Consider the following 19,705-nt stretch of genomic DNA (forward strand, 5'->3'; position numbering starts at 1 on the left):
TCATCCCGGTCAGCTGTAGGAAACCGACTGCACGCTGCAGTTCGTCATCCACGGACCGGGATAGACCGGGGCCGTCGTGCAGCCCCAGGTGGCGGTCACGGTGGTGGTTCCCGCAGGGATGCTGACGCCGCCCGCGGAGCCGGCGAAGTCGTACGTATGGCCCTCGCTGCACATGGCGGAGACGCTGACGGACGTCGTCCCACTGGGCAGCGTCTGTGTGAACTGCCACGCGTGCGTGGCCGGGACCGCGACCATGCTGGTGTAGGGCACCGTCCCCCCTCCGCCGTACGGTGAGGCGCCGACGGACGGGGAGATGGGGTACCAGTCCCTGGTGTCCCCGAAACTGTTGTAGTTGAGGCAGTCCACCGTGGCCTGCAGCGTGACGGTGCCGGCCATGGCAGGGCTGGGGGCGAGCGCCAGGCTCAGCACGCCGGTCGTGACGAGCGCCGCACCGAGCGCGAGCACCCTCCGGGCTGGATTCACAGCGAACATTGGTGTCCCTTCTCCCGCATTTGCAATCAGCCACAGCGAATGCACCACCTCCCCCAGGAGCGGTCAATCACCTGCGTTTTCGGCAGGCCGGAACATCGTGCCGACTGAAAGTGCGCTCCACAGAGGGCCCGAAACGCGGTTGCGGCTGATCACGCAGCCGAAATCCGATACGCAGCGGCGATCGCGGCAATTTTACGAGCGATTCGGCGAAATGTTTCGAATGCCCGGCTCGCCGTGATTTCCGGGCGGAGCCCGGCCGGTGAAAGTTTCAGCGCGTCATCCGTCGCGGCACTCGCGAAGCCGTCCGGCGGCGCCCCGATCTCGCGGCGCATGGCGTCGCTGCCGGTGTGGCCTGCGTCGTCCACCACGACCAGGCGCGCGTCCGGCCAGGCCCGGGCGAGCTGCCAGGCGGTCTCCAGCGGCCCCCCAAGTCGAGGCGGCCGTGGACGAGCACGCCGGTGTCCATATACCCGTGGTCGTACGGCTCGACGGGTGGATACACGCCGGAGAAACCGCAGCGGCCGGCATAGGCGGGAAAAGCGGTTTCCCACGTCGGCGGCCAAGCGTCCCGGGCAGGAAACGATGACCAGGAGGACAGACCAACCTATCGCTCTTCCCGAGCGCGCGTTCGGAAAAATGTCAGTCCTCGTCGCTATTGTCGAGGTATGGCCAACGTCATTCGGCACTCGCTGACCGCCGAGGAACTCGCCGCCCTCGCCCTGTCGCTCGCTCATCTCGGTGCCGGCCCGCAGTCGGTCACCGCCCGGCGCGGTCTGCGCCACGCCTTCGAGCACCTCGATCTGGACGACGACGTCATCGCCACGACCCTGACCACCCTGACCACTCCGCTGCCCACCGACGTCGCCCGGCGGGCGCGGGCGGTGGCCAACGCGATCACCGCGCGCCTGGTGATCCGCATCCAGTATCACGACGCCGCAGGCCGGATGACGGTCCGCGACGTCGAGCCGGTGACCTGCCTGGTCCACGGCGAGTTCTGGTACCTGGTGGGCTGGTGCCGCATGCGCCGGTCGATCAGGGCCTTCCGCTTCGACCGCATCCTGGCGGTCGAGCCGACCGACCTGCCGGCCCGTGCCCACCTGCCGCAGCGCTACCTGCCGTTCCAACGGCGCTCGCGGGCCAGTCGCCCGTCCGCGGCCTGACGCCGCTGCCCGCGGGCGTGGCGCCTGGCGCCCACGCCCGCGGGCCGCAGGCGGCCGGACACGGACGCACGGCCGGAAACCGCTCGGATCAGCCGCCGCAGCAGCCACCTCCGCAGCAAGCGCCGCCCGCGCCGCTCGACGGACGGGCGGCGGGAGCCCCGGACGCCCTGCCCGTGACGGCCACGGTGGACAGCAGCTTCACGGTGTCGTCGTGGCCGGAGGGGCACACCGCCCGGTCGCCGGCCTCCGCCATGGGACGGTTGAGCTCGAACGTCGATCCGCACGCGCGGCAACGGTAGTCATAGCGAGGCATGCGTCCAGATTACGGCCCGGCGCGGCGACCGCGAGCGCCCCCGGGGAAGCACCGGGAAACACCTCAGGTGAAGTGGATGGTGGCGTAGTCGGCGATGGGCCGGTAGCCGAGCCGCTGGTAGACGGAGTTCGAGGTGGGGTTGCTGAGATCGGTGAACAGCAGCACCTCGGTGGCGCCGTCGTCGAGCGCCTTCCTGCTGGCCGCGTGGCTGACGGCGCTGCCGTACCCGCGTCCACGCAGATCGGGCGGGGTGTAGACGGGCCCGATTCGCGACATGCCGGCGATCGGCGCGGAGACTCCGGCGATGGACACGGGCCGGTCGTCGTCCTCCCACCAGATCAGTTCCTCGCGATTGACACGCGCGGCGACGACGGGAGTCGGGTCGGCCGTCCGCTCGACGTGTGCCTCGTGCTGGAACTCCTGGAAGAAGCGCACGGCCGTGGGCAGGTCGTCGGGGCCTGCGACGCGAGGCTTCCCCGGCGCGGAGGGAGCCCGCAGCGAACCGAGGCGGTAGAGCCGCTCGGCCCGGCGGCGTGTCTCAGGCCGCCACCAGGCGCGTGCGAACGCCTCGGCGACGGCCGCAGGACCGCCGACCGCGGGCACGTCGTGGTCCATCTCGATCAGGTCGCGCGCCAGCAGGGGAAGCGCCGCGAGCGGGACGTCGCCCAGCGCGAGCGGATAGGGCGGCGTCTGGCAGGCCGCCCCCGCCACCGTGTCGCCGTCCTCCAGCCAGGCCAGCAGGGGATCGATCGTGAACTGGCCGCTGCGGATCCCGCGCAGCACGGTCAGCATGACCGTGTTGCGGACGGGATCGCGCAACAGCCAGGGCTCGGCCGCCGCGGCGTACTCCTCCACGTCGGCGGTGATCGTCCACTTCATGACGTCATCCGTCAGGCCGCCGTCTCCGACAGGTAGGGCGCCCACTGCGGATCGCCGTCGAGTTGCGCGCCGATGAGCCGCCAGTGCGCGCCGTGCGGCACCACGGGGGGCACGCTCAGCGCCCACCCGATCTCCTCCAGCAGCCTGTCGGCCTTGCGGTGGTTGCACGGCATGCACGAGGCGACGCAGTTCTCCCAGGTGTGGGGGCCTCCCCTGGATCGCGGGATGACGTGGTCGATGGTCTCGGCCCGCTGACCGCAGTAGGCGCAGCGGAAGTTGTCCCGGCGCATCAGCGCCGCCCGGGTGAGCGGGATGCGCGTCCGGTAGGGAATGCGGACGTAACGCCGCAGCCGGATCACCGACGGGACGTCGAGCGTGCGAGTGGCCGAGCGCAGGACCGCGCCCCGGCCGTCGCGGTGGACGACGTCCGCCTTCTCCCTCAGCACCAGGATGACGGCCCGGTGCAGGGAAAGCGTGGTCAGCGGTTCGTATGTGGCGTTGAGTAGCAGGACTTGGCGCATCAGCCGGCCTCCACAGCGGTCTCGGCTGTGCGCCTGGGTTGTGGCCCCGTCGGTTGGGACCCGGGTGCTTCCGTCACAGGGACCTCCGCCGGACGGCCCAGCGGATCGTCACCACGGCACCGCCCTTCACCAAAGTGTGGCCTTTTCGGCGGCCCCTTCGCCACCCCATAAAAAGGGTCCGTGAGGTGAACGACTGGAACGCCTGCTGCTTCTATGCCCAGCAGTTCACCCCTTTATTCCCGTCTTGGCCGGGTACGGACGATGTACCGTCGCAGTCGCCCGGCTGATTTAAAGTGCCAGCATGAGCCGAGTGCCGTACCCGCCAGCCCGCCGTGACGACATCGTCGACGATCTCCACGGAACGCCCGTCCCCGACCCGTACCGGTGGCTGGAGGATCCGGACGATCCGGCGACGAAGGAGTGGCTGGACGCGCAGGAAACCCTGTTCCGGTCAGCCGAACTCGAAGGGCGCGACCACTTCCGCGAGCGCATCGCCGAACTGCTGCGGTCCGGGTCGGTGGGGACACCGTCCTGGCGCGGCGAACGCCGCTTCTTCACCCGCCGGGCCCCCGACCAGGAGCACCCGGTCCTGTACGTCGCGGACGGTGACGGCGAGCGCGTGCTGCTCGATCCCACCGCCCTCGACCCCTCGGGCCTGACCACGCTCGACTCCTACCAGCCGGACAAGGAGGGCAACCGGCTGGCGTACCAGATCTCGATCGGCGGCGACGAGGAGTCGCGCCTGTACGTGGTCGACGTGACGACCGGAGAGGTCGTCGAGGGGCCGATCGACCGCTGCCGCTACTCCCCCGTGGCATGGCTGCCCGGCGGCGAGGCGTTCTACTACGTGCGAAGGCTGGCGCCCTCGCTGGTCCCGGTCGGCGAGGAGCAGTACCACCGCCGCGTCTACCTGCACCGCGTCGGCACCTCCCCCGACGAGGACGTGCTGATCTTCGGCGATGGCCTGGAGAAGACCAACTACTACGGGGTGTCGGTCTCGCTCGACGGCAGATGGCTGTCGATCTCCGCCTCGCGGGGGACCGCCCCGCGCAACGACCTGTGGGTGGCCGACCTGGTCGCCTCGTCGCCGCGGGCGCCGGAACTGGTCACCGTGCAGCAGGACGTCGACGCCCAGACCGGGCTCCACTTCGGCCGCGACGGGCGGCTCTACGTCTTCACCGACCTCGACGCCTCGCGCGGGCGGGTCTGCGTCACCTCTCCGGAGACGCCCGGCCCCGAGCACTGGCGCGACCTCATTCCCGAGGACGCCGAGGCGGTGCTGTCCGACTTCGCGATCCTCGACGGCATGGCAGAGCCGGTCCTGCTCGTCGGCTGGACCCGGCACGCGATCGGCGAGATCTCCGTCCACGCGCTGGAGACCGGCGAGCGGATCGGCGAGGTCCCGCTGCCGGGGCTCGGCTCGATCGGGGGGATCTTCGAGCGTCCGGAGGGCGGGCACGAGGCGTGGTTCAGCTACACCGACGGCATCACTCCGACCGCGGTGTACCACTACGACGCGCTGACCCGCGAGACCTCGCTCTGGGAGGCGCCTCCCGGCGCGGTGGAGGTGCCCGAGGCGACGACCGAGCAGGTGGTCTACCGATCCAAGGACGGCACCGAGGTGCACATGCTGGTCACCTCACGCCCCGGCTCCGGGCCCCGTCCCACCATCCTGTACGGCTACGGCGGCTTCGGGGTCCCGATGAACCCCGGGTTCTCCGCCACGACGCTGGCGTGGGTCGAGGCGGGCGGCGTCTACGCGGTCGCCCAGCTTCGCGGCGGCGGCGAGGAGGGCGAGCAGTGGCACCGGGCCGGCATGCTCGGCAACAAGCAGAACGTCTTCGACGACCTGCACGCCGCGGCCGAGCACCTCATCGCCACCGGTGTCACCAGCCCGGACCGGCTCGCCATCTCCGGCGGCTCCAACGGCGGCCTGCTCGTCGGCGCGGGGCTCACCCAGCGCCCCGATCTGTACGCGGCCGTCGTCTGCGTGGCCCCGCTGCTCGACATGGTCAGGTATGAGAAGTTCGGCCTCGGGGCGACCTGGAACGTCGAGTACGGCTCGGCCGACGTGCCGGAGGAGTTCGCCTGGCTGTGGGGCTACTCGCCGTACCACCACGTGCGTGAGGGGGCGTCGTACCCGGCCACGCTGTTCGCCGTGTTCGCCTCCGACACCCGCGTCCACCCGCTGCACGCGTGGAAGATGGCGGCGGCCCTGCAGCACGCGCAGGCGGGCGACCGGCCGATCCTGCTGCGCAACGAGACCGAGGTGGGGCACGGCGCCCGGGCGGTGAGCCGGTCGGTCGAGCTCTCGGCCGACCAGCTCGCGTTCCTGGCCCGGCACACCGGCCTGCGGGTCGGCTGAGGCGTACAGGTCAGCGCGGGAAGATGACGGTCTTGTGGCCGTCCAGCAGCACGCGGTGCTCGGCGTGCCAGCGGACGGCCCGGGCCAGCGCCTGGCATTCGAGGTCGCGGCCGATCGCGGCGAGGTCCTCGGGCGAGTGGGTGTGGTTCACCCGCGCGACCTCCTGCTCGATGATCGGCCCCTCGTCGAGGTCGGGCGTCACGTAGTGCGCCGTGGCGCCGATCAGCTTCACGCCCCGGGAGTACGCCTGGTGGTACGGCTTGGCGCCCTTGAACGACGGCAGGAACGAGTGGTGGATGTTGATCATGCGCCCGGCGAGCTTGGCGCACATCTCCTGCGAGAGCACCTGCATGTAGCGGGCGAGCACGACCAGATCGGCCTGGTAGTGGTCGACCAGCGTGAGGATCTCCGCCTCCTGCCGCGGCTTGGTGTCCGCGGTGACCGGCAGGTGGTGGTAGTCGACGCCGTACGACTGGGTGAGGGGACGCAGGTCGGGGTGGTTGGACGCGACGCCCACGATCTCGATGGGCAGCAGGCCCGAGCGAACCCGGTAGAGCAGGTCGTTGAGGCAGTGGTCGAACCGGCTGACGAGCACCAGCGCCCGCGTCCGCACCGCGAGGTCGAAGAGCTGGAACTCCATGGCGAACTCCGACGCGAGCGAGGCGAACGCTGCTCGCAACTCGTCGACGGCGCTCCCGCCGGAGAACTGCACGCGCATGAAGAACCGCTCCTCGACCGGGTCGCCGAACTGCTGGCTCTCGATGATGTTGCAGCCCTTCCCGGCCAGCAGCCCGGAGACGGCCGCGACCACTCCGGGCCGGTCCGGACAGGACAGGGTCAGCACATATTCAGCGCTCATGCTCAGATCCTCGACGGGTGACGGTGTCGGCTTCAAGGGTAGGGCCAGCCGATCGCAGGGTGCGGGCAGGTGCGGGCAGGTGGAGGCGGGGCGGCGGACGACCGGCCGGCCGCCCGCCGTGAGCGTCCCCGCGTCAGCCCTCCTTCTCGTGCCGCTGCAGCGCCGCGCGTACATCGGGGTCACCGGGGGCCAGGGACAGCGCCCGGCGCAGGTCGAGCAGCGCCTCCCGCCCCCGGCCGAGCGCGTCGAGCGCGGTCGCCCGGTTGAAGTACAGGGCCGCGTCCTCGCCCAGCTCGATCGCCCGGGTCAGGTCGTCGACGGCGCCCCGCGCGTCGCCGGTCTCGAACCGCAGGGTCGCGCGGTTCGCCCAGGCCGAGGCCAGGCGGGCGTCGGCGGCCAGCGCCGCGTCGAAGGCCAGGGCGGCCTCCGCGTAGCGGCCCGCCTCGGTCTCCAACTGCCCGAGCACGCCGTGCAGGTGCGCGTTGCCGGGGTCGAGGGCGAGCCCCGCCTCGACGTCGCGCCTGGCGGCCTCGTGCTCGCCGAGCATCTCCAGCACACCGGCCCGGTTGACGTACGCGTCGAGGTAGCCGGGGTCGAGGTCGAGCACATGGTCGAGGTCGGCCCGGGCGCCGTCCAGGTCCCCGGCGGCCAGGCGCAGCTCCGCCCGGTTGTAGTACGCCTCGGGCAGCGGCGGGCTCACCCGCATCGCCGTCTCGTAGTCGGCCAGCGCCTCGTCCGTACGTCCCATCTCGAACAGCAGGTTGCCCCGGTCGAGATAGTGGTCGGGGAAGCCCGGGTCGATCGCGACGGCGCGGTCGAAGTCGGCCAGCGCCTCCTCCCCGCGGCCCAGGCGCGCGAGGAGCTGCGCGCGGTTGGCGAACAGCACCATCCGGTGCACGGGGTGGGCGTCCGGTGGGAGATCACGCTCGGCCAGGTCGATGGCCGACCGCACCAGGCCGAGCGCCTCGTCGATACGCCCCTCCCGCAGCTCGATCAGCGCGCGGCCGTTCTGGTCGAATCCGAGTTTGAAGGCTCGCGTCCGCCGGTCAGGCAGCAGCGTGGAGATCGCTATCGCCTCGTTGATCCAGGCTCTGGCCCTGGTCAGGTCGCGCCGCGCCGGATCGCGGTCGCGCGCGTCGAGCATCGCCGTGCCGTACGCGGCGGCGGCGTGCACGGCCGGATCGACGCTGACCCTCCGGGCCTGGTCGTACAGCTCCTGCGCGTGCGCCCGCCGGCCCAGCCCCGCCAGGGCGGTCGCGGTGCGGTGGGTGAAGCGCCACCACAGGTCGGAACCCGGCTCCACCAGTCGCAGGCCGCGCGAGCCCAGCTCCACGACCGCGTGCAGGAAACCCTCGGTGACGCAGTGGTCCACCGCCGCCCACAGGGCCTGCGCCGCCGCGTCCATATCGCCGCCGTGCTCCAGGTGGTACGGCACCGCGCCCAGCGCGTGCTCCGAGGCCGCGGCGTCGGCCCGCAGTTCGGCGACACGCCGGTCGTGCCGGCGCGCCCGTTCCTCCGGCGGCAGCGACAGGTACGCCCGGTAGGCCCGGGGGTCGTCGGAGGTGCAGTCCGAGACGACGTAGTCGTCGGGCGGGCCGCCCTGGACCCGGGCCTCCATCAGCCGCGTGCCCTCCCATTGGGGCTCCGCGGAGGCCAGGACCAGCGTCAGATCCGGCACCCGGCGCGCCAGGACGCGCAGCAGTTCGCGGTCGGCCGGATCCGCCTCGTGCAGGTTGTCCACCAGCAGCGTCCGCGGCTCTTCGAGGCAGTCGCGGACGAACTCGGCGATCCCGTTGGCGATCCGCAGCGTGCGGCGCGGCGCGGGCACGAGGATCCGCTCGTCCTCCGTCAGACGCGCCTCGATGGTCTGCCGCCGCGCGGGCACCAGAGGGCGCAGGCTGGGAGCGACGGCGCGGATCTCGATGTCGTGTTCCGCCACCAGGCCCGGGGAACGCTCCAAGGCGACCGGGACGAGGGCGCGCAGGATCGCGCCACCGATCGTGTACGGACCGCGTAGCCGGCGGTGCCCGTTGACGACGGGCGCCATGGGAGGCGGCACCTCCAGAGCAAGCGCGCGGAGGGCCGCCACGCGGTCCCGGGAGAGGTCTCCCCGGACCCAGATGTGGCTCGGGTGGTCCCTCACCCCTTGTGGATGACGCTCGAGGTACCGCTGAGCTTGGTCGTTCCCGGCTTACGGATAATGATCTTCTTCATCATGCCTCTTTCCCCACTCTTGCGGACAAGGCACAAGTATTCGCAGGGATCAGCTATCCGCCAAGGGATGGAAGCATTATCTATCGGGAGAAAAGCGGAGAGACTACGGCATTCAGCTGCTTCTCGATATAAATCACCACGTTGTCACCGCGTACCTCGCGCCGCAGCTCCCGCCACCCGGATTTGCGATAGAGCTCAAGCGCGGCGACCTGACGCAGGGTGGTGTCACCGCGCAACGTCCTGTAGCCGAGCCGGCGCGCCCGATCCTCGAGCTCCTCCGTGATCTGGGCGCCGTAGCCGCGCCGCTGGTGATCGGGGTGGACCCGGAGCCGGCACATCTCCGCCGTGTCGGCGTCGATGCGCCGCAGGCCGCCCATCGCGACGAGCCCCGCCCCGGACACCTCGCCCACCAGGAAGTCACCCCCGGCGGCCAGGTAGACCTCGGTGATCCGGGGGAAGTCGTCGTCGTAGTAGACGCCGTCACCCGGCACCACGCCCACCTGGGCCAGGCCGATCTGATGGAGGGACCACACCGCGTCGAGGTCGGACCAGCGGTATCGCCGGATCCTCAGCGGCGCGGCCCCGCTCTCCCCGCCTCTCACGGGATCTCCCGGATCGAGATCTCCCGCCAGCGCGTCTCCTGCCACACGTCCTCCTCGGTACCCACGTCACCCGGCGTCCCGGAGCAGCTCCGGCGGGACCGTGACCCGGCTCTGCTTGATCACCTCGCAGAAGGCCTGAAGCCGGGGCGAGTCGCCGTGCTTGGCCTTGACCTCCTTCGCCAGGTCGTACGCCGGTTTGAGCAGCAGGTCGGTCCGGTAGTCCTTGTCGACCAACTCGATGGCCTCCTGGCCCAGCTTGAGCGCTGCCTCGACGTCGCCGTCGATGAGCCGGCACATCGCCCGGTCGAACCGGATCAGGGTCTGGTCGAGCAGGTCCTCGTCCGTGTACTTCTCGAGCGCCTGCTGCAGGATCACGTCGGCCTCCACCGTCTGCCCCAGCTTCACCAGGACGTCGCCCTGGTAGAAGTAGAGCTGCCGCTCGGTGTAGCCGAACGCCGGGTCCTCCCGGTCGCTGTCGTTCATCTGCTGGAAGGCCGCCCTGGCGCGATGCAGGGCCCGCTTGGCCTGCTCGACCACCTCGTGCCGCGAGCCGTTGACACCGGCGATCTTCGCCAGCGCCCTCGCCTCGACGACGGGCGCCATGGTCCGCGCGGCACAGGGGGTGTGGCCGGCCAGGTCGCGGCTCTTCTTCGCCAGCGTGAGCGCCTCGCGCGGGTCGCCGTAGTAGAGCGGGACCAGCGCCTCGCGGGCGGTGACCCAGGCGCGCAGGGCCCGGTCGCCGGTCTCGTCCGCCGCCATCCGGCCCGTGCGGAAGAACGAGCGGGCCATCCGCTGGTCCCCGAGGTCGATCATGATCATCCCCGAGAGCCCGGCGAGCTGGGCCGCCATCCGGCACAGCCGCTCCTGCACGTCGATGGGCTGCCGGCGGTCCAGGGCCTTGCGTACAGCGGTGAACTCCAGCATGACGTCGCAGAGCAGCCGTACGGGCGGGGTGTTCATGTACTGCCGCCCGAAGCCGAACGTGGCCTGCTCCCACTGGTCGAGCATCGCCGGCGAGACGGTGGCCGTGACCATCGTCTCGTCCATCCGCCGGCGGAGGTTCTCCACCGCGCCGAGCACCTCTTCGTTGAGCTCCTTGAGCCCAACCGCCCCGACGGTGCCGCCGGCGAGGAGCCTCAACAGCGTCCTCCGTAGCACGTTCTCGTCCTCCTCGCCCCCGTCCACCGGATGGGTGCAGCCGCCCGACGGGGGCGGCGCACCCCACGGAGCGGGTGAAGTGATAGGTCTGTCCTGTTCTGGGTCACCGCCACCTGATTCGGCCAAGTGTCCGTGGCCGCAGATACACGGGCTTTCGAACCCGAGGGCCAGGGGCTCCACCCGGTAGACCGAGCACAGGTAGTGGAGATACTCCGGGCCGGGCCGCTTCATGCCCGACTCGTACGCGGACAGTAGCGTCTCGCCGATGCCGGGGATGGCTTTTCCGTCCCTCTCGAAGAGCGCGCGCACCTGCTCGATCACGTCGGCGAGCGCCACACCGTGCGAGAGGCGATGCGCCTTGATCCGAGTCGTGCCGAACTGTGGTCCGCAGTCGTTGTGGATCTCCTGGGCGATCTCGGCCAGGCTGCGCCCGGCGGCCAGGCCCCGCGCCCGGATCCGGCGCGCGATTTCCGTCTCCCTGTGTTGCCTGCCGGACATTCCGGCCCCTCTCTCGTGGCCGGCCGCACTCGCAGCCCGTGGTCTCGAGCGGTCCTCACCTCGTGACGGAGAGTGACTTACTCGTCGCGCTCCGACCACACCATAATGATGGACCATAGTTGGCGCGGCCAAGCCCCCAACATGAACGTGCCGACTAAGGATCGTCTCCCGATAGGGGTTTTCTTTCAACCGACATGGGTTTTCCTCCACCGCGGCCGCTTCCCGCCCTCGTTGACCCGAGCACTTCCGTGAGCCATCTTGGGCGCACCAGAGTGAACAGACGGGAACGCAAAGTACACATTCCGCCCGCGAACGGAAATGAAGGAGGACCTACGGTGGGGGAGGACGATTTCCGGCGCCTGGAACATTTGGTGGCCGAACTCGACGCGCGGGGTCTACTCGCGCGAGTCGTGCGCACCCCGTCGGGCCGCGCCTACGTACGCGTGATCAACCCCGACGCGACGAGCCTCACGGAGAACGTGGTCTGCCAGGCGGCCGACTACTGGTGGTCCTGGGGTGAGCGGATGCACCGGGCGGACGACCCCGCCGGAGCGGCCACGAAGGTGGCCCGCGTGCTTGCCGCGGTGAGCGAGTAGGGGAAGGCGGCGGCCCGGGTGAGAGTGCAGTCGCCGTGGACCGCCGCATCCACCGCGGCCTCAGGGGGCGGGCAGGACGCCCGGTGCGGAGCGTGGCCGTCGCGCCGCCCCGGCGCGACGGCGACGCTGCGGCGTCCCGCCCGCCCCGACCCCGTCCGAATCTCGCGGCCGACCGGCTCGCCGGTCGTCATTGACCGCCGTCCGGCCCTGTCGAGCAGGTGGGGCCGGACGGTGATCGGGGGGGATCCCCACTTGGAGAACGGCGCCGGGCGCGCTTCCGGGTGCGCGCCCGCGCCCTGCCACACCGTCACTGGAGCGTGTCCGGTCCGCCCTCCGCGGCCCCGGACGGGACACGCTTCCGTCTTCCCCGGCGATGTGACGGAGGCCGGATCAGTCGGCAGTATTGGCTACGTTCAAGAACTGCCGTTGATCCGATCCGGGGGGGATCCACCTCGTGTTACCGCTGTCGCCCGCGACGCCCAGTCCCGCGCCGACCGTGCCCGACCTGACCGAGGCGGCCGCGGCTGTGACGAAGGCGTGCGAGAAGAGCGAGGGCGTCTTCTGCACGGTTCTCAACAGTGCCTTCCCGGACCGGGACTTCCCGGCCTGGGTGCAGCTCGTGGCCGGCGTCGTCGACGTGCTCGTGATGCTCGTGCTGATCCTGGCCGGAGCGCTCATCGTCCGGAACGTCGTGCACCGGCTGATCACCCGGCTCACCATGCGGGCCAGCGTCGGCGTGCTGCCGGAGCGGCTGCGCGGCAAGACCGTGCTGACGAGCACGGAGGCCGCGGTGGCGATCATGACGGAGCGCCGCAGGGCGCGCGCCGAGACGATGGGCTCGGTGCTGCGGAGCCTCGCGTCCGTCGTGATCCTGGGCACCGCGGCGTTAATGATCTTCGCGAAGCTCGGGGTCGAGCTGGCGCCGCTGCTCACGAGCGTCGGCATCATCGGTGTCGCGGTCGGCTTCGGCGCCCAGGAGCTGGTCAAGGACTTCATCGCCGGCATGTTCATGCTCCTGGAGGACCAGTACGGCGTCGGCGACGTGATCGACACGGGGGTGGCCGTCGGCACGGTGGAGGCCGTCACGCTCCGCATCACCCGCCTGCGCGACGCCGACGGCAAGGTCTGGTACGTGCGCAACGGCACGATCACCAGGATCGGCAACGAGTCGCAGGGCTGGTCGAGGGCCCTGGTGGACGTGCCGGTGCCGTACGACAGCGACGTGGCGACGGTCCGCGAGCTGCTCAACGGCCTCGCACACGACCTGTGGGAGGACCCGGAGTATCGGGACACGGTCATCGTCGAGGAGCCGCAGGTCTTCGGCCTGGAGTCGGTCTCGGGCTCGTCCGTCATCTTCCGGATCAGCGCGAAGACCGTGCCGGCGCGGCACCTGGAGGTCGCCCGTGAGCTGCGCCTTCGGGTGAAGCGGGCCTTCGACGAGAAGAGTCTCGCCTTCGCCGCCTGACCTTACCGATCGGTAGCTGACTTAGGCTGAAACCGTGACCAGCGAGCAGACCCTGTCCTTCTACGAGGCGATCGGCGGTGAGGAGGCCTTCGAGCGCCTCGTCCGCCGGTTCTACGAGGGCGTCGCGGAAGACCCCCTACTGCGCCCGATGTACCCCGAAGAGGACCTCACCGGCGCGGAGGAGCGGCTGCGCCTGTTCCTCATCCAGTACTGGGGCGGCCCGAGGACCTACAGCGAGCAGCGCGGCCACCCCCGGCTGCGGATGCGGCACGTGCCGTTCGTCGTCGACGAGGCGGCACGAGATGCCTGGCTCAGGCACATGGGCGACGCCGTGCGTTCCCTCGGCCTGCCGGCCGAGCGCGAGAAGGAGCTGTGGGACTACCTCGTCTACGCCGCCCACAGCATGGTCAACGCATAAGTAACGGAAGCAGCGGGCAGCCCAAGACTCATGGAAACAACCCCCTGGTGGCGTGATGCCGTTGTCTATGAGATCTACGTCCGCAGTTTCGCCGACGCCTCCGGCGACGGTACGGGCGACCTGGCGGGAATCCGCGACCGCCTGCCGTACCTCGCCGAGCTCGGCGTCGACGCGATCTGGCTGACCCCCTTCTATCCCTCCCCCATGGCCGACGGCGGCTACGACGTGGCGGACTACCGCGACGTCGATTCGTTGTTCGGGTCGCTGGCCGACTTCGACGACCTGGTCGCCGACGCGCACGCGCACGGCCTGCGGCTGATGGTGGACATCGTGCCGAACCACAGCTCGTCGGCCCACCCCTGGTTCCAGAAGGCCCTGGCGTCCCCCAGGGGCTCCCAGGAGCGCGAGCGGTACATGTTCAGGGACGGCGGTCCCGAGGGCCGCGGAAGCGGCCACGGAGAGCCGAACAACTGGCTGTCGACCTTCGGGGGCCCGGCGTGGACCCAGGTGCCCGACGGGCAGTGGTACCTCCACCTGTTCGCACCCGAGCAGCCCGACTTCAACTGGCGCAACCCCGAGGTGCGGGAGGAGTTCCTCGACATCCTGCGGTTCTGGCTCGACCGGGGGGTGGACGGCTTCCGGATCGACGTCGCGATGGGCCTGATCAAGGCGGAAGGGCTGCCCGACACCGATCCCGGCTTCACCTCGAGGTCGCCGATCTGGAGTCAGCCGGAGGTGCACGACATCTATCGCGACTGGCGGCGGGTGCTCGACTCCTACCCCGGCACCCGTGTCGCCATCGGCGAGGTCTGGACCGACTCGGCCGAGGACCTCGCGTTGTACGTGCGGTCCGACGAACTGCACCAGAGCTTCAACTTCGCCTGGTTGGAGGCCCCCTGGTCGGCCACGGCCTTCAGGAAGGTCATCGACGACACCCTCAAGGCCGTCACCTCGCCGACCTGGGTGCTGTCCAACCACGACGTCGTACGGCACGTGACCCGCTACGGCCAGGGGTCGCTCGACCCGGAGGCCGGTCTGGCCCGGGCCCGCGCGGCGTTGCTCGCCATGCTCGCCCTGCCGGGGTCGGCCTACCTGTACCAAGGTGAGGAGCTCGGGCTGCCCGAGGTCACCGACCTGCCTCCGGAGGCGCGGCAGGACCCGATCTTCGCGCGGTCGAACGGCGAGCTGCCGGGCCGCGACGGCTGCCGGGTGCCGCTGCCCTGGTCGGGCACCGAGCCGCCGTACGGCTTCGGGTCCGGCGGGTCGTGGCTGCCGCAGCCGGCGAACTGGGCGGACCTCACGGCCGAACGGCAGGCAGCCGACCCGTCCTCGACGCTGTGGTTCTACCGCCGGGTGCTGCAGACGCGGCGAGAGCTGCGCGGCACGCTGCCCGACGCGATCACCTGGCTGGAGTCGCCGGAGGAGACGCTGTTCTTCCAGCGGGGCCCGCTGCTCTGCGTGATCAACTGCGGCGAGGGCGCGGTGGCGCTCCCGCCCCACCACCAGGTGCTGATCACCAGCGGCCCGCTCGACGGCACCGCCCTCCCTGCCGACACGGCGGCCTGGCTGCTCACCGGCTGACCTCGCCCCGCCTCCGGACCGGCCGCCGGCTCCGGCCGTCGCGGCCGGTCACGGAGCGAGGGCGGAGAACCGCTTGAGGTATGCGAGCTCGTCCTCGTCGAGCCTGCGGGGGCGGGCCGCCGCGGCGTCGTAGGCGACCATGACCGTGCGCGCCTCGACGTAGAGCGTCTCGTCGTCGCGGATCTCGTACGCGAGCGTGAAGCGGACCCTGGAGATCTCGGTGACCCACACCTCGACGCGGACGGGATCGGAGCGGAAGGTCAGGGGCCGCCGGTAGTCGATCTCATGTCGCGCGACCACCAGGTCCTGCCGGCGGCCGGTGATCTCACGCGGCCGCTCCCACAGCATGGACACCCGCGCGTCCTCGAGGTAGTCGAGGAAGCGGACGTTGTTGACGTGGCCGAAGCTGTCGATGTCGGCGAAGCGCACCTTGCGCTCGAAGACGAAGCGGGTCAGCCGCTCTGGAGGATGGCGTAGCTCGGTCACCGGTCAAACCTAACGGCCCCCCGTCCCCCGCCCGGCGGCGGGGGACGCAGGCGGCAGGCCCGCGAACAGCGGAAGGGGACTCGGGTCAGTCGCGGGTGAGCTTGCGGTAGGTGACGCGGTGCGGGCGGGCGGCGTCCGCGCCCAGCCGCTCGATCTTGTTCTTCTCGTAGTCGGCGTAGTTGCCCTCGAACCAGAACCAGTTCGAGCCCTCTTCCCACGCCAGGATGTGGGTGGCGATGCGGTCGAGGAACCACCGGTCGTGCGAGGTGATCACGGCGCAGCCCGGGAAGTCGAGCAGCGCGTTCTCCAGGCTCGACAGCGTCTCGGTGTCGAGGTCGTTGGTGGGCTCGTCCAGCAGCAGCACGTTGCCGCCCTGCTTGAGGGTGAGCGCGAGGTTGAGCCGGTTGCGCTCGCCGCCGGACAGGACGCCCGCGAGCTTCTGCTGGTCGGGGCCCTTGAAGCCGAACGCCGCGACGTACGCCCGCGAGGGCATCTCGACGTTGCCGACCTTGATGTGGTCGAGCCCGTCGGAGACGACCTGCCAGACGTTCTTGTTCGGCTCAATGCCGGCCCTGCTCTGGTCCACGTAGGAGATCTTGACGGTCTCTCCGACCGTGATGGACCCGGTGTCCGGATTCTCGGACCCGGTGATCATCCGGAACAGCGTGGTCTTGCCGACGCCGTTGGGGCCGATGATGCCGACGATGCCGTTGCGCGGCAGGTCGAAGGACAGCTCGTCCATGAGCAGCCGGTCGGCGAAGCCCTTGCTCAGCTTCTCTGCCCGGATGACCGTCGTGCCCAGGCGCGGACCCGGCGGGATCTGGATCTCCTCGAAGTCGAGCTTGCGGTACTTGTCGGCTTCGGCGGCCATCTCCTCGTAGCGCTGGAGACGGGCGCGGCTCTTGGTCTGGCGGGCGCGCGCGTTGGAGCGCACCCACTCCAGCTCCTCCTCCAGGCGCTTCTTGCGCTTGACGTCCTTCTGGCCCTCGACCTTCAGACGCGCGGCCTTGGCCTCGAGATAAGTGGAGTAGTTGCCCTCGTAGGCGTAGCACCGGCCGCGGTCGAGCTCCAGGATCCAGCCGGCCACGTTGTCGAGGAAGTAACGGTCGTGGGTGACGGCCAGGACGGTGCCGGGATACTTCTCCAGGTGCTGCTCCAGCCACTGGACGCTCTCGGCGTCGAGGTGGTTGGTGGGCTCGTCGAGCAGCAGCAGGTCGGGCTGCTCCAGCAGCAGCTTGCACAGCGCGACCCGGCGCCGCTCGCCACCGCTGAGCTTGGTCACCTCGGCGTCGGGCGGCGGGCAGCGCAGCGCGTCCATGGCCTGTTCGAGCTGGCTGTCGAGGTCCCACGCGTTGCGGTGGTCGAGCGCGTCCTGCAGGCGGCCCATCTCCTCCAGCAGCTCGTCGCTGTAGTCGGTGGCCATCTGCTCGGCGATCTCGTTGAACCGGTCGAGCATCGCCTTGGTCTCGGCGACGCCCTCCTCGACGTTCCCGAGCACGGTCTTCGACTCGTTGAGCGACGGCTCCTGCAGCAGGATGCCGACCGTGAAGCCGGGCATCAGCCGGGCCTCGCCGTTGGACGGCTGCTCCAGCCCCGCCATCATCTTGAGCAGCGTCGACTTGCCCGTGCCGTTCGGACCCAGGACACCGATCTTGGCCCCCGGCAGGAACGACAGCGTGACGTCGTCAAGGACCACCTTGTCACCGTGCGCTTTGCGCACGCGCTGCAACGTGTAGATGTACTCCGGCATACCTTCAAGCCTAGGGGATCGCACCGGCAGCGCCGTCCGCGCTGCGGGGAGGTGGGGCCACTGGGGCGGCGGGGAGGCAGACCCTGTCCCTGCCGAGCTCCTTGGCACGGTAGAGCGCGAGGTCGGCCGCCGCCAGCAGCTCGATCAGGTCCTCACCGTGAACGTTCATGATGGCCACCCCGGCGGAGACCGTGACCGTGACCGTCGCCTGCTCGGCGGGGACCACCATCCGGCCGACCCGGGTGCGCAGCCGCTCGGCCACCCGCCTCGCCTCATGCACGTCGGCGCCGGGCAGCAGCACGACGAACTCCTCGCCGCCGAACCGCCCCACCACGTCGTACTCACGCAGCTGCGTACGGAGGGTGGCCGCCACCTGGGCGAGGACCTGGTCGCCCACCAGGTGGCCGTAGGTGTCGTTGACCTTCTTGAAGTGGTCGATGTCCACCAGGACCAGCGCGAGGGCCTCCCCCGTCCGCTGGGCCCTGACGATCTCCGTGTCCGCCTCCCGCTGCCAGGCGGCCGCGTTCAGCAGGCCCGTCTTCGGGTCCGTGCGGGCCGCGGCCTGGAGCTGGGCGTGCAGCAGGCTCCGCTGGAGCAGCACGACGGGCGGCAACACGAGCAGCAGCAGCGCCAGGTTGAGGCCGCAGACGACCGCGACGAGGACGCCGAGGCAGAGTTCGACCGCGTCGAGCAGGACGCGTTCGCGGTCCCACAGGACCTCGCCCCAGCGGCCCTCCGGGTCGGACGCGTGCGCCGCGACCGCGATCAGCGCGGTGTTGAGCACCGTGAACAGCACCGCGCAGGCCGCCGCGACCGCGATCGGCTCGCCCTCCCCCGCGGACAGGTGCACGGGGACGGGGACCCAGCGATGGAAGACGGCCGAGGCGGAGGCCGCCGCGAGCCCGATCGCCGCCGCGCTGAACACGCGGCGATACAGCACGGTCGCCCGGACCCTGAGCTGCAGCAGGATCTGCATCGGTATGGGCGCGAGCAGGGCATAGACCGGCGGAAGCAGGAACGCCACCGGCAACCACCAGGCGGACAGCAGGTCACGGGACACACCGGCGGGCATGCCGAGGCGACGGGTCGCCTCGATGCACACCGCACCGCACACGGTGAGCGCCCCGAACATGGCGAGGTGGTGGGCGTGGAACGCGGTCGACTTCGCCAGCACCGCGATCAGGACCGCGTCGAACGCCACGATCGCGCACACGTAGGACACGAGGGCGGGCGGCTGGGCGAGCAGCGGCCAGCGACTTCGCGAGTAGATCGCGCTTCGCGGCCTGGCCGAGGTCTGACCGGTAGCCGTCATCCCGCCCCCCAGTAGCCGAAGCCCATCTCACGATGAGTAACACAATAGTTGCGGAGTGTGCGATGCGCGACGGGAACCGCTACCTTGGCACGATGGCCATCTGCATCTGATGGGCTAAGGAGGCATCTGCGGCGGATTGCCCGACCCGCGATTCACGCAGCTCCCGCCGACCCCGTGGTGTCGCCCGGAGGGGTGTCGCCCGGAGGCAAGAGCAGGCCGGCTCCACCCGGCCGGGTGTCATGCGGTGTGTGGAAGCGGCGGCAGCGGCAGCGGCAGACCTGGCAGGCCGTCGATACTGGTCGCGACGTGCTCCTTCTTGTGGAAGTACGCGTCGAGCGACTCGTCGGTCTCGCGTTCGAACCGTGAGCGGTGCAGCGGGCGGTCCTCTTCATAGGTCATGAACGGGACGGCGTACCCGCACGTATCACGGATCTTCTCGGCGGTCACGACGATGATCGCGCGCAGGCCGTGCGAGGTCGGGTCGATGTCCGGGAAGTAGCGCATCAGGCCGGCCCAACGTGGATCGTCGCGGAAGACCGGCTCTCCGCGACCGTGCACCCGCACGATATTGGGAGGGCCGTCGAAGGCGCACCACATCAGGGTGATGCGGCCGTTCTCGCGCAGGTGGGCGATCGTCTCGGCGTTGCTGCCGGCGAAATCCAGGTAGGCCACGGTGAGTTCGTCGATCACGGCGAACGAGCCGGTCAGGCCCTTGGGTGAAAGGTTGACGGTGCCCTCGCCGTCCAGCGGCGCGGTCGCGGTGAAGAAGATGTGCTGCGCCTCGATGAAAGCACGCAATCTACCGTCTATCCGCTCATAGCTCTTCCCCATGACCTGATTATGACCGGGGTGATCCGGCAGGGCAGGAGCGGGGACGGCACAGCGGGACCGGGGACGGCACAGCGGGAACGGAAGCGGCGCGCGGCGACCTGCCGGGTGGCGGGCCGTTCAGCGGCGGGCCCGCAGGCAGGCTCTGGGCGCCTCGATGAGCTGCTCACGGATGTTGTGCACGTTCGCTCCCGGCACGTTGGCCGGG

The 19,705-nt window shown here is 70.4% G+C and carries 19 protein-coding genes; 6 read left to right on the forward strand and 13 right to left on the reverse strand.

Annotated elements, in window-relative coordinates:
- Positions 1-9: 9 nt before the first annotated feature.
- Positions 10-483 carry a hypothetical protein gene (locus FH610_RS22385; RefSeq protein ID WP_139576490.1) on the reverse strand — a complete coding sequence of 158 codons (474 nt, stop codon included), beginning with the start codon at positions 481-483 and terminating at the stop codon, positions 10-12.
- 158 nt (positions 484-641) lie between these two features.
- On the reverse strand, positions 642-857 hold the full coding sequence (locus FH610_RS43770; RefSeq protein ID WP_205825973.1) for a hypothetical protein: 216 nt from the start codon (positions 855-857) through the stop codon (positions 642-644).
- 300 nt (positions 858-1,157) lie between these two features.
- Between FH610_RS43770 and FH610_RS22395 the strand changes: the two genes are divergently transcribed.
- On the forward strand, positions 1,158-1,652 hold the full coding sequence (locus FH610_RS22395; RefSeq protein ID WP_030509607.1) for a helix-turn-helix transcriptional regulator: 495 nt from the start codon (positions 1,158-1,160) through the stop codon (positions 1,650-1,652).
- An 88-nt stretch (positions 1,653-1,740) separates the two neighbouring features.
- Here the strand turns inward: FH610_RS22395 and FH610_RS22400 are convergent, their stop codons facing one another.
- The 3 genes from FH610_RS22400 to FH610_RS22410 form a co-directional block, all read right to left on the reverse strand.
- A complete protein-coding gene (locus FH610_RS22400; protein ID WP_139576491.1) occupies positions 1,741-1,965 on the reverse strand; it encodes an FmdB family zinc ribbon protein in 225 nt (74 codons plus the stop codon).
- A gap of 63 nt (positions 1,966-2,028) precedes the next feature.
- The gene (locus tag FH610_RS22405; protein ID WP_139576492.1) at positions 2,029-2,844 is read right to left on the reverse strand and encodes a GNAT family N-acetyltransferase; all 816 of its coding nucleotides are present in this window, start codon (positions 2,842-2,844) and stop codon (positions 2,029-2,031) included.
- A gap of 11 nt (positions 2,845-2,855) precedes the next feature.
- Positions 2,856-3,365, reverse strand: a complete 510-nt coding sequence (locus FH610_RS22410; RefSeq protein ID WP_139576493.1) for an HNH endonuclease — start codon at positions 3,363-3,365, stop codon at positions 2,856-2,858.
- Between the two features lie 301 nt (positions 3,366-3,666).
- Between FH610_RS22410 and FH610_RS22415 the strand changes: the two genes are divergently transcribed.
- Positions 3,667-5,730, forward strand: a complete 2,064-nt coding sequence (locus FH610_RS22415) for a prolyl oligopeptidase family serine peptidase (protein ID WP_139576494.1) — start codon at positions 3,667-3,669, stop codon at positions 5,728-5,730.
- Positions 5,731-5,740: 10 nt separating this feature from the next.
- Here the strand turns inward: FH610_RS22415 and purU are convergent, their stop codons facing one another.
- The 4 genes from purU to FH610_RS22435 all read right to left on the reverse strand — a co-directional run bounded on the left by purU (position 5,741) and on the right by FH610_RS22435 (position 11,061).
- Positions 5,741-6,589 carry a formyltetrahydrofolate deformylase gene (purU, locus tag FH610_RS22420; protein WP_139576495.1) on the reverse strand — a complete coding sequence of 283 codons (849 nt, stop codon included), beginning with the start codon at positions 6,587-6,589 and terminating at the stop codon, positions 5,741-5,743.
- Positions 6,590-6,722: 133 nt separating this feature from the next.
- On the reverse strand, positions 6,723-8,636 hold the full coding sequence (locus FH610_RS22425) for a tetratricopeptide repeat protein (RefSeq protein ID WP_139576496.1): 1,914 nt from the start codon (positions 8,634-8,636) through the stop codon (positions 6,723-6,725).
- A 247-nt stretch (positions 8,637-8,883) separates the two neighbouring features.
- A complete protein-coding gene (locus tag FH610_RS22430; protein ID WP_240809126.1) occupies positions 8,884-9,450 on the reverse strand; it encodes a GNAT family N-acetyltransferase in 567 nt (188 codons plus the stop codon).
- Positions 9,451-9,471: 21 nt separating this feature from the next.
- Positions 9,472-11,061, reverse strand: coding sequence for a tetratricopeptide repeat protein (locus tag FH610_RS22435; RefSeq protein ID WP_139576497.1), 1,590 nt, complete (start codon positions 11,059-11,061; stop codon positions 9,472-9,474).
- A 335-nt stretch (positions 11,062-11,396) separates the two neighbouring features.
- Here FH610_RS22435 and FH610_RS22440 point away from each other — a divergent pair, with 335 nt between their 5' ends.
- The 4 genes from FH610_RS22440 (at position 11,397) to FH610_RS22455 (ending at position 15,121) form a co-directional block, all read left to right on the forward strand.
- The gene (locus FH610_RS22440) at positions 11,397-11,657 is read left to right on the forward strand and encodes a hypothetical protein (protein ID WP_030509616.1); all 261 of its coding nucleotides are present in this window, start codon (positions 11,397-11,399) and stop codon (positions 11,655-11,657) included.
- Positions 11,658-12,111: 454 nt separating this feature from the next.
- The gene (locus tag FH610_RS22445) at positions 12,112-13,122 is read left to right on the forward strand and encodes a mechanosensitive ion channel family protein (protein WP_240809127.1); all 1,011 of its coding nucleotides are present in this window, start codon (positions 12,112-12,114) and stop codon (positions 13,120-13,122) included.
- A 34-nt stretch (positions 13,123-13,156) separates the two neighbouring features.
- Positions 13,157-13,540 (forward strand): globin, encoded by a 384-nt coding sequence (locus FH610_RS22450; RefSeq protein ID WP_139576499.1) that lies wholly within the window; start codon positions 13,157-13,159, stop codon positions 13,538-13,540.
- 30 nt (positions 13,541-13,570) lie between these two features.
- Positions 13,571-15,121 carry a glycoside hydrolase family 13 protein gene (locus FH610_RS22455; RefSeq protein ID WP_139576500.1) on the forward strand — a complete coding sequence of 517 codons (1,551 nt, stop codon included), beginning with the start codon at positions 13,571-13,573 and terminating at the stop codon, positions 15,119-15,121.
- A 48-nt stretch (positions 15,122-15,169) separates the two neighbouring features.
- Here the strand turns inward: FH610_RS22455 and FH610_RS22460 are convergent, their stop codons facing one another.
- From FH610_RS22460 to FH610_RS22475, 4 genes are all read right to left on the reverse strand, one after another.
- Entirely contained in the window at positions 15,170-15,607 is a 438-nt protein-coding gene (locus FH610_RS22460) for an acyl-CoA thioesterase (RefSeq protein ID WP_240809128.1), read from the reverse strand.
- A gap of 85 nt (positions 15,608-15,692) precedes the next feature.
- Positions 15,693-17,357, reverse strand: coding sequence for an energy-dependent translational throttle protein EttA (gene ettA, locus FH610_RS22465; RefSeq protein ID WP_139576501.1), 1,665 nt, complete (start codon positions 17,355-17,357; stop codon positions 15,693-15,695).
- A gap of 10 nt (positions 17,358-17,367) precedes the next feature.
- Complete coding sequence (locus tag FH610_RS22470; RefSeq protein WP_139576502.1) at positions 17,368-18,669, reverse strand: GGDEF domain-containing protein; 1,302 nt, start codon at positions 18,667-18,669, stop codon at positions 17,368-17,370.
- A gap of 237 nt (positions 18,670-18,906) precedes the next feature.
- Positions 18,907-19,500, reverse strand: a complete 594-nt coding sequence (locus FH610_RS22475) for a pyridoxamine 5'-phosphate oxidase family protein (RefSeq protein ID WP_139576503.1) — start codon at positions 19,498-19,500, stop codon at positions 18,907-18,909.
- Positions 19,501-19,705 lie beyond the last annotated feature (205 nt).

This window comes from Microbispora catharanthi (genome assembly GCF_006334915.2).
Taxonomy (GTDB): Bacteria; Actinomycetota; Actinomycetes; order Streptosporangiales; family Streptosporangiaceae; genus Microbispora; species Microbispora catharanthi.

Excerpts from the sequence above, each read along its gene's own strand:
- FH610_RS22405 (WP_139576492.1), bottom strand. The coding sequence starts at position 2,844 with ATGAAGTGGACGATCACCGCCGACGTGGAGGAGTACGCCGCGGCGGCC.
- FH610_RS22435 (WP_139576497.1), bottom strand. The coding sequence starts at position 11,061 with ATGTCCGGCAGGCAACACAGGGAGACGGAAATCGCGCGCCGGATCCGG.
- FH610_RS22400 (WP_139576491.1), bottom strand. The coding sequence starts at position 1,965 with ATGCCTCGCTATGACTACCGTTGCCGCGCGTGCGGATCGACGTTCGAG.
- FH610_RS22475 (WP_139576503.1), bottom strand. The coding sequence starts at position 19,500 with ATGGGGAAGAGCTATGAGCGGATAGACGGTAGATTGCGTGCTTTCATC.
- FH610_RS22455 (WP_139576500.1), top strand. The coding sequence starts at position 13,571 with ATGGAAACAACCCCCTGGTGGCGTGATGCCGTTGTCTATGAGATCTAC.
- purU (WP_139576495.1), bottom strand. The coding sequence starts at position 6,589 with ATGAGCGCTGAATATGTGCTGACCCTGTCCTGTCCGGACCGGCCCGGA.
- FH610_RS22415 (WP_139576494.1), top strand. The coding sequence starts at position 3,667 with ATGAGCCGAGTGCCGTACCCGCCAGCCCGCCGTGACGACATCGTCGAC.
- FH610_RS22410 (WP_139576493.1), bottom strand. The coding sequence starts at position 3,365 with ATGCGCCAAGTCCTGCTACTCAACGCCACATACGAACCGCTGACCACG.
- ettA (WP_139576501.1), bottom strand. The coding sequence starts at position 17,357 with ATGCCGGAGTACATCTACACGTTGCAGCGCGTGCGCAAAGCGCACGGT.
- FH610_RS22395 (WP_030509607.1), top strand. The coding sequence starts at position 1,158 with ATGGCCAACGTCATTCGGCACTCGCTGACCGCCGAGGAACTCGCCGCC.
- FH610_RS22425 (WP_139576496.1), bottom strand. The coding sequence starts at position 8,636 with ATGGCGCCCGTCGTCAACGGGCACCGCCGGCTACGCGGTCCGTACACG.
- FH610_RS22470 (WP_139576502.1), bottom strand. The coding sequence starts at position 18,669 with ATGACGGCTACCGGTCAGACCTCGGCCAGGCCGCGAAGCGCGATCTAC.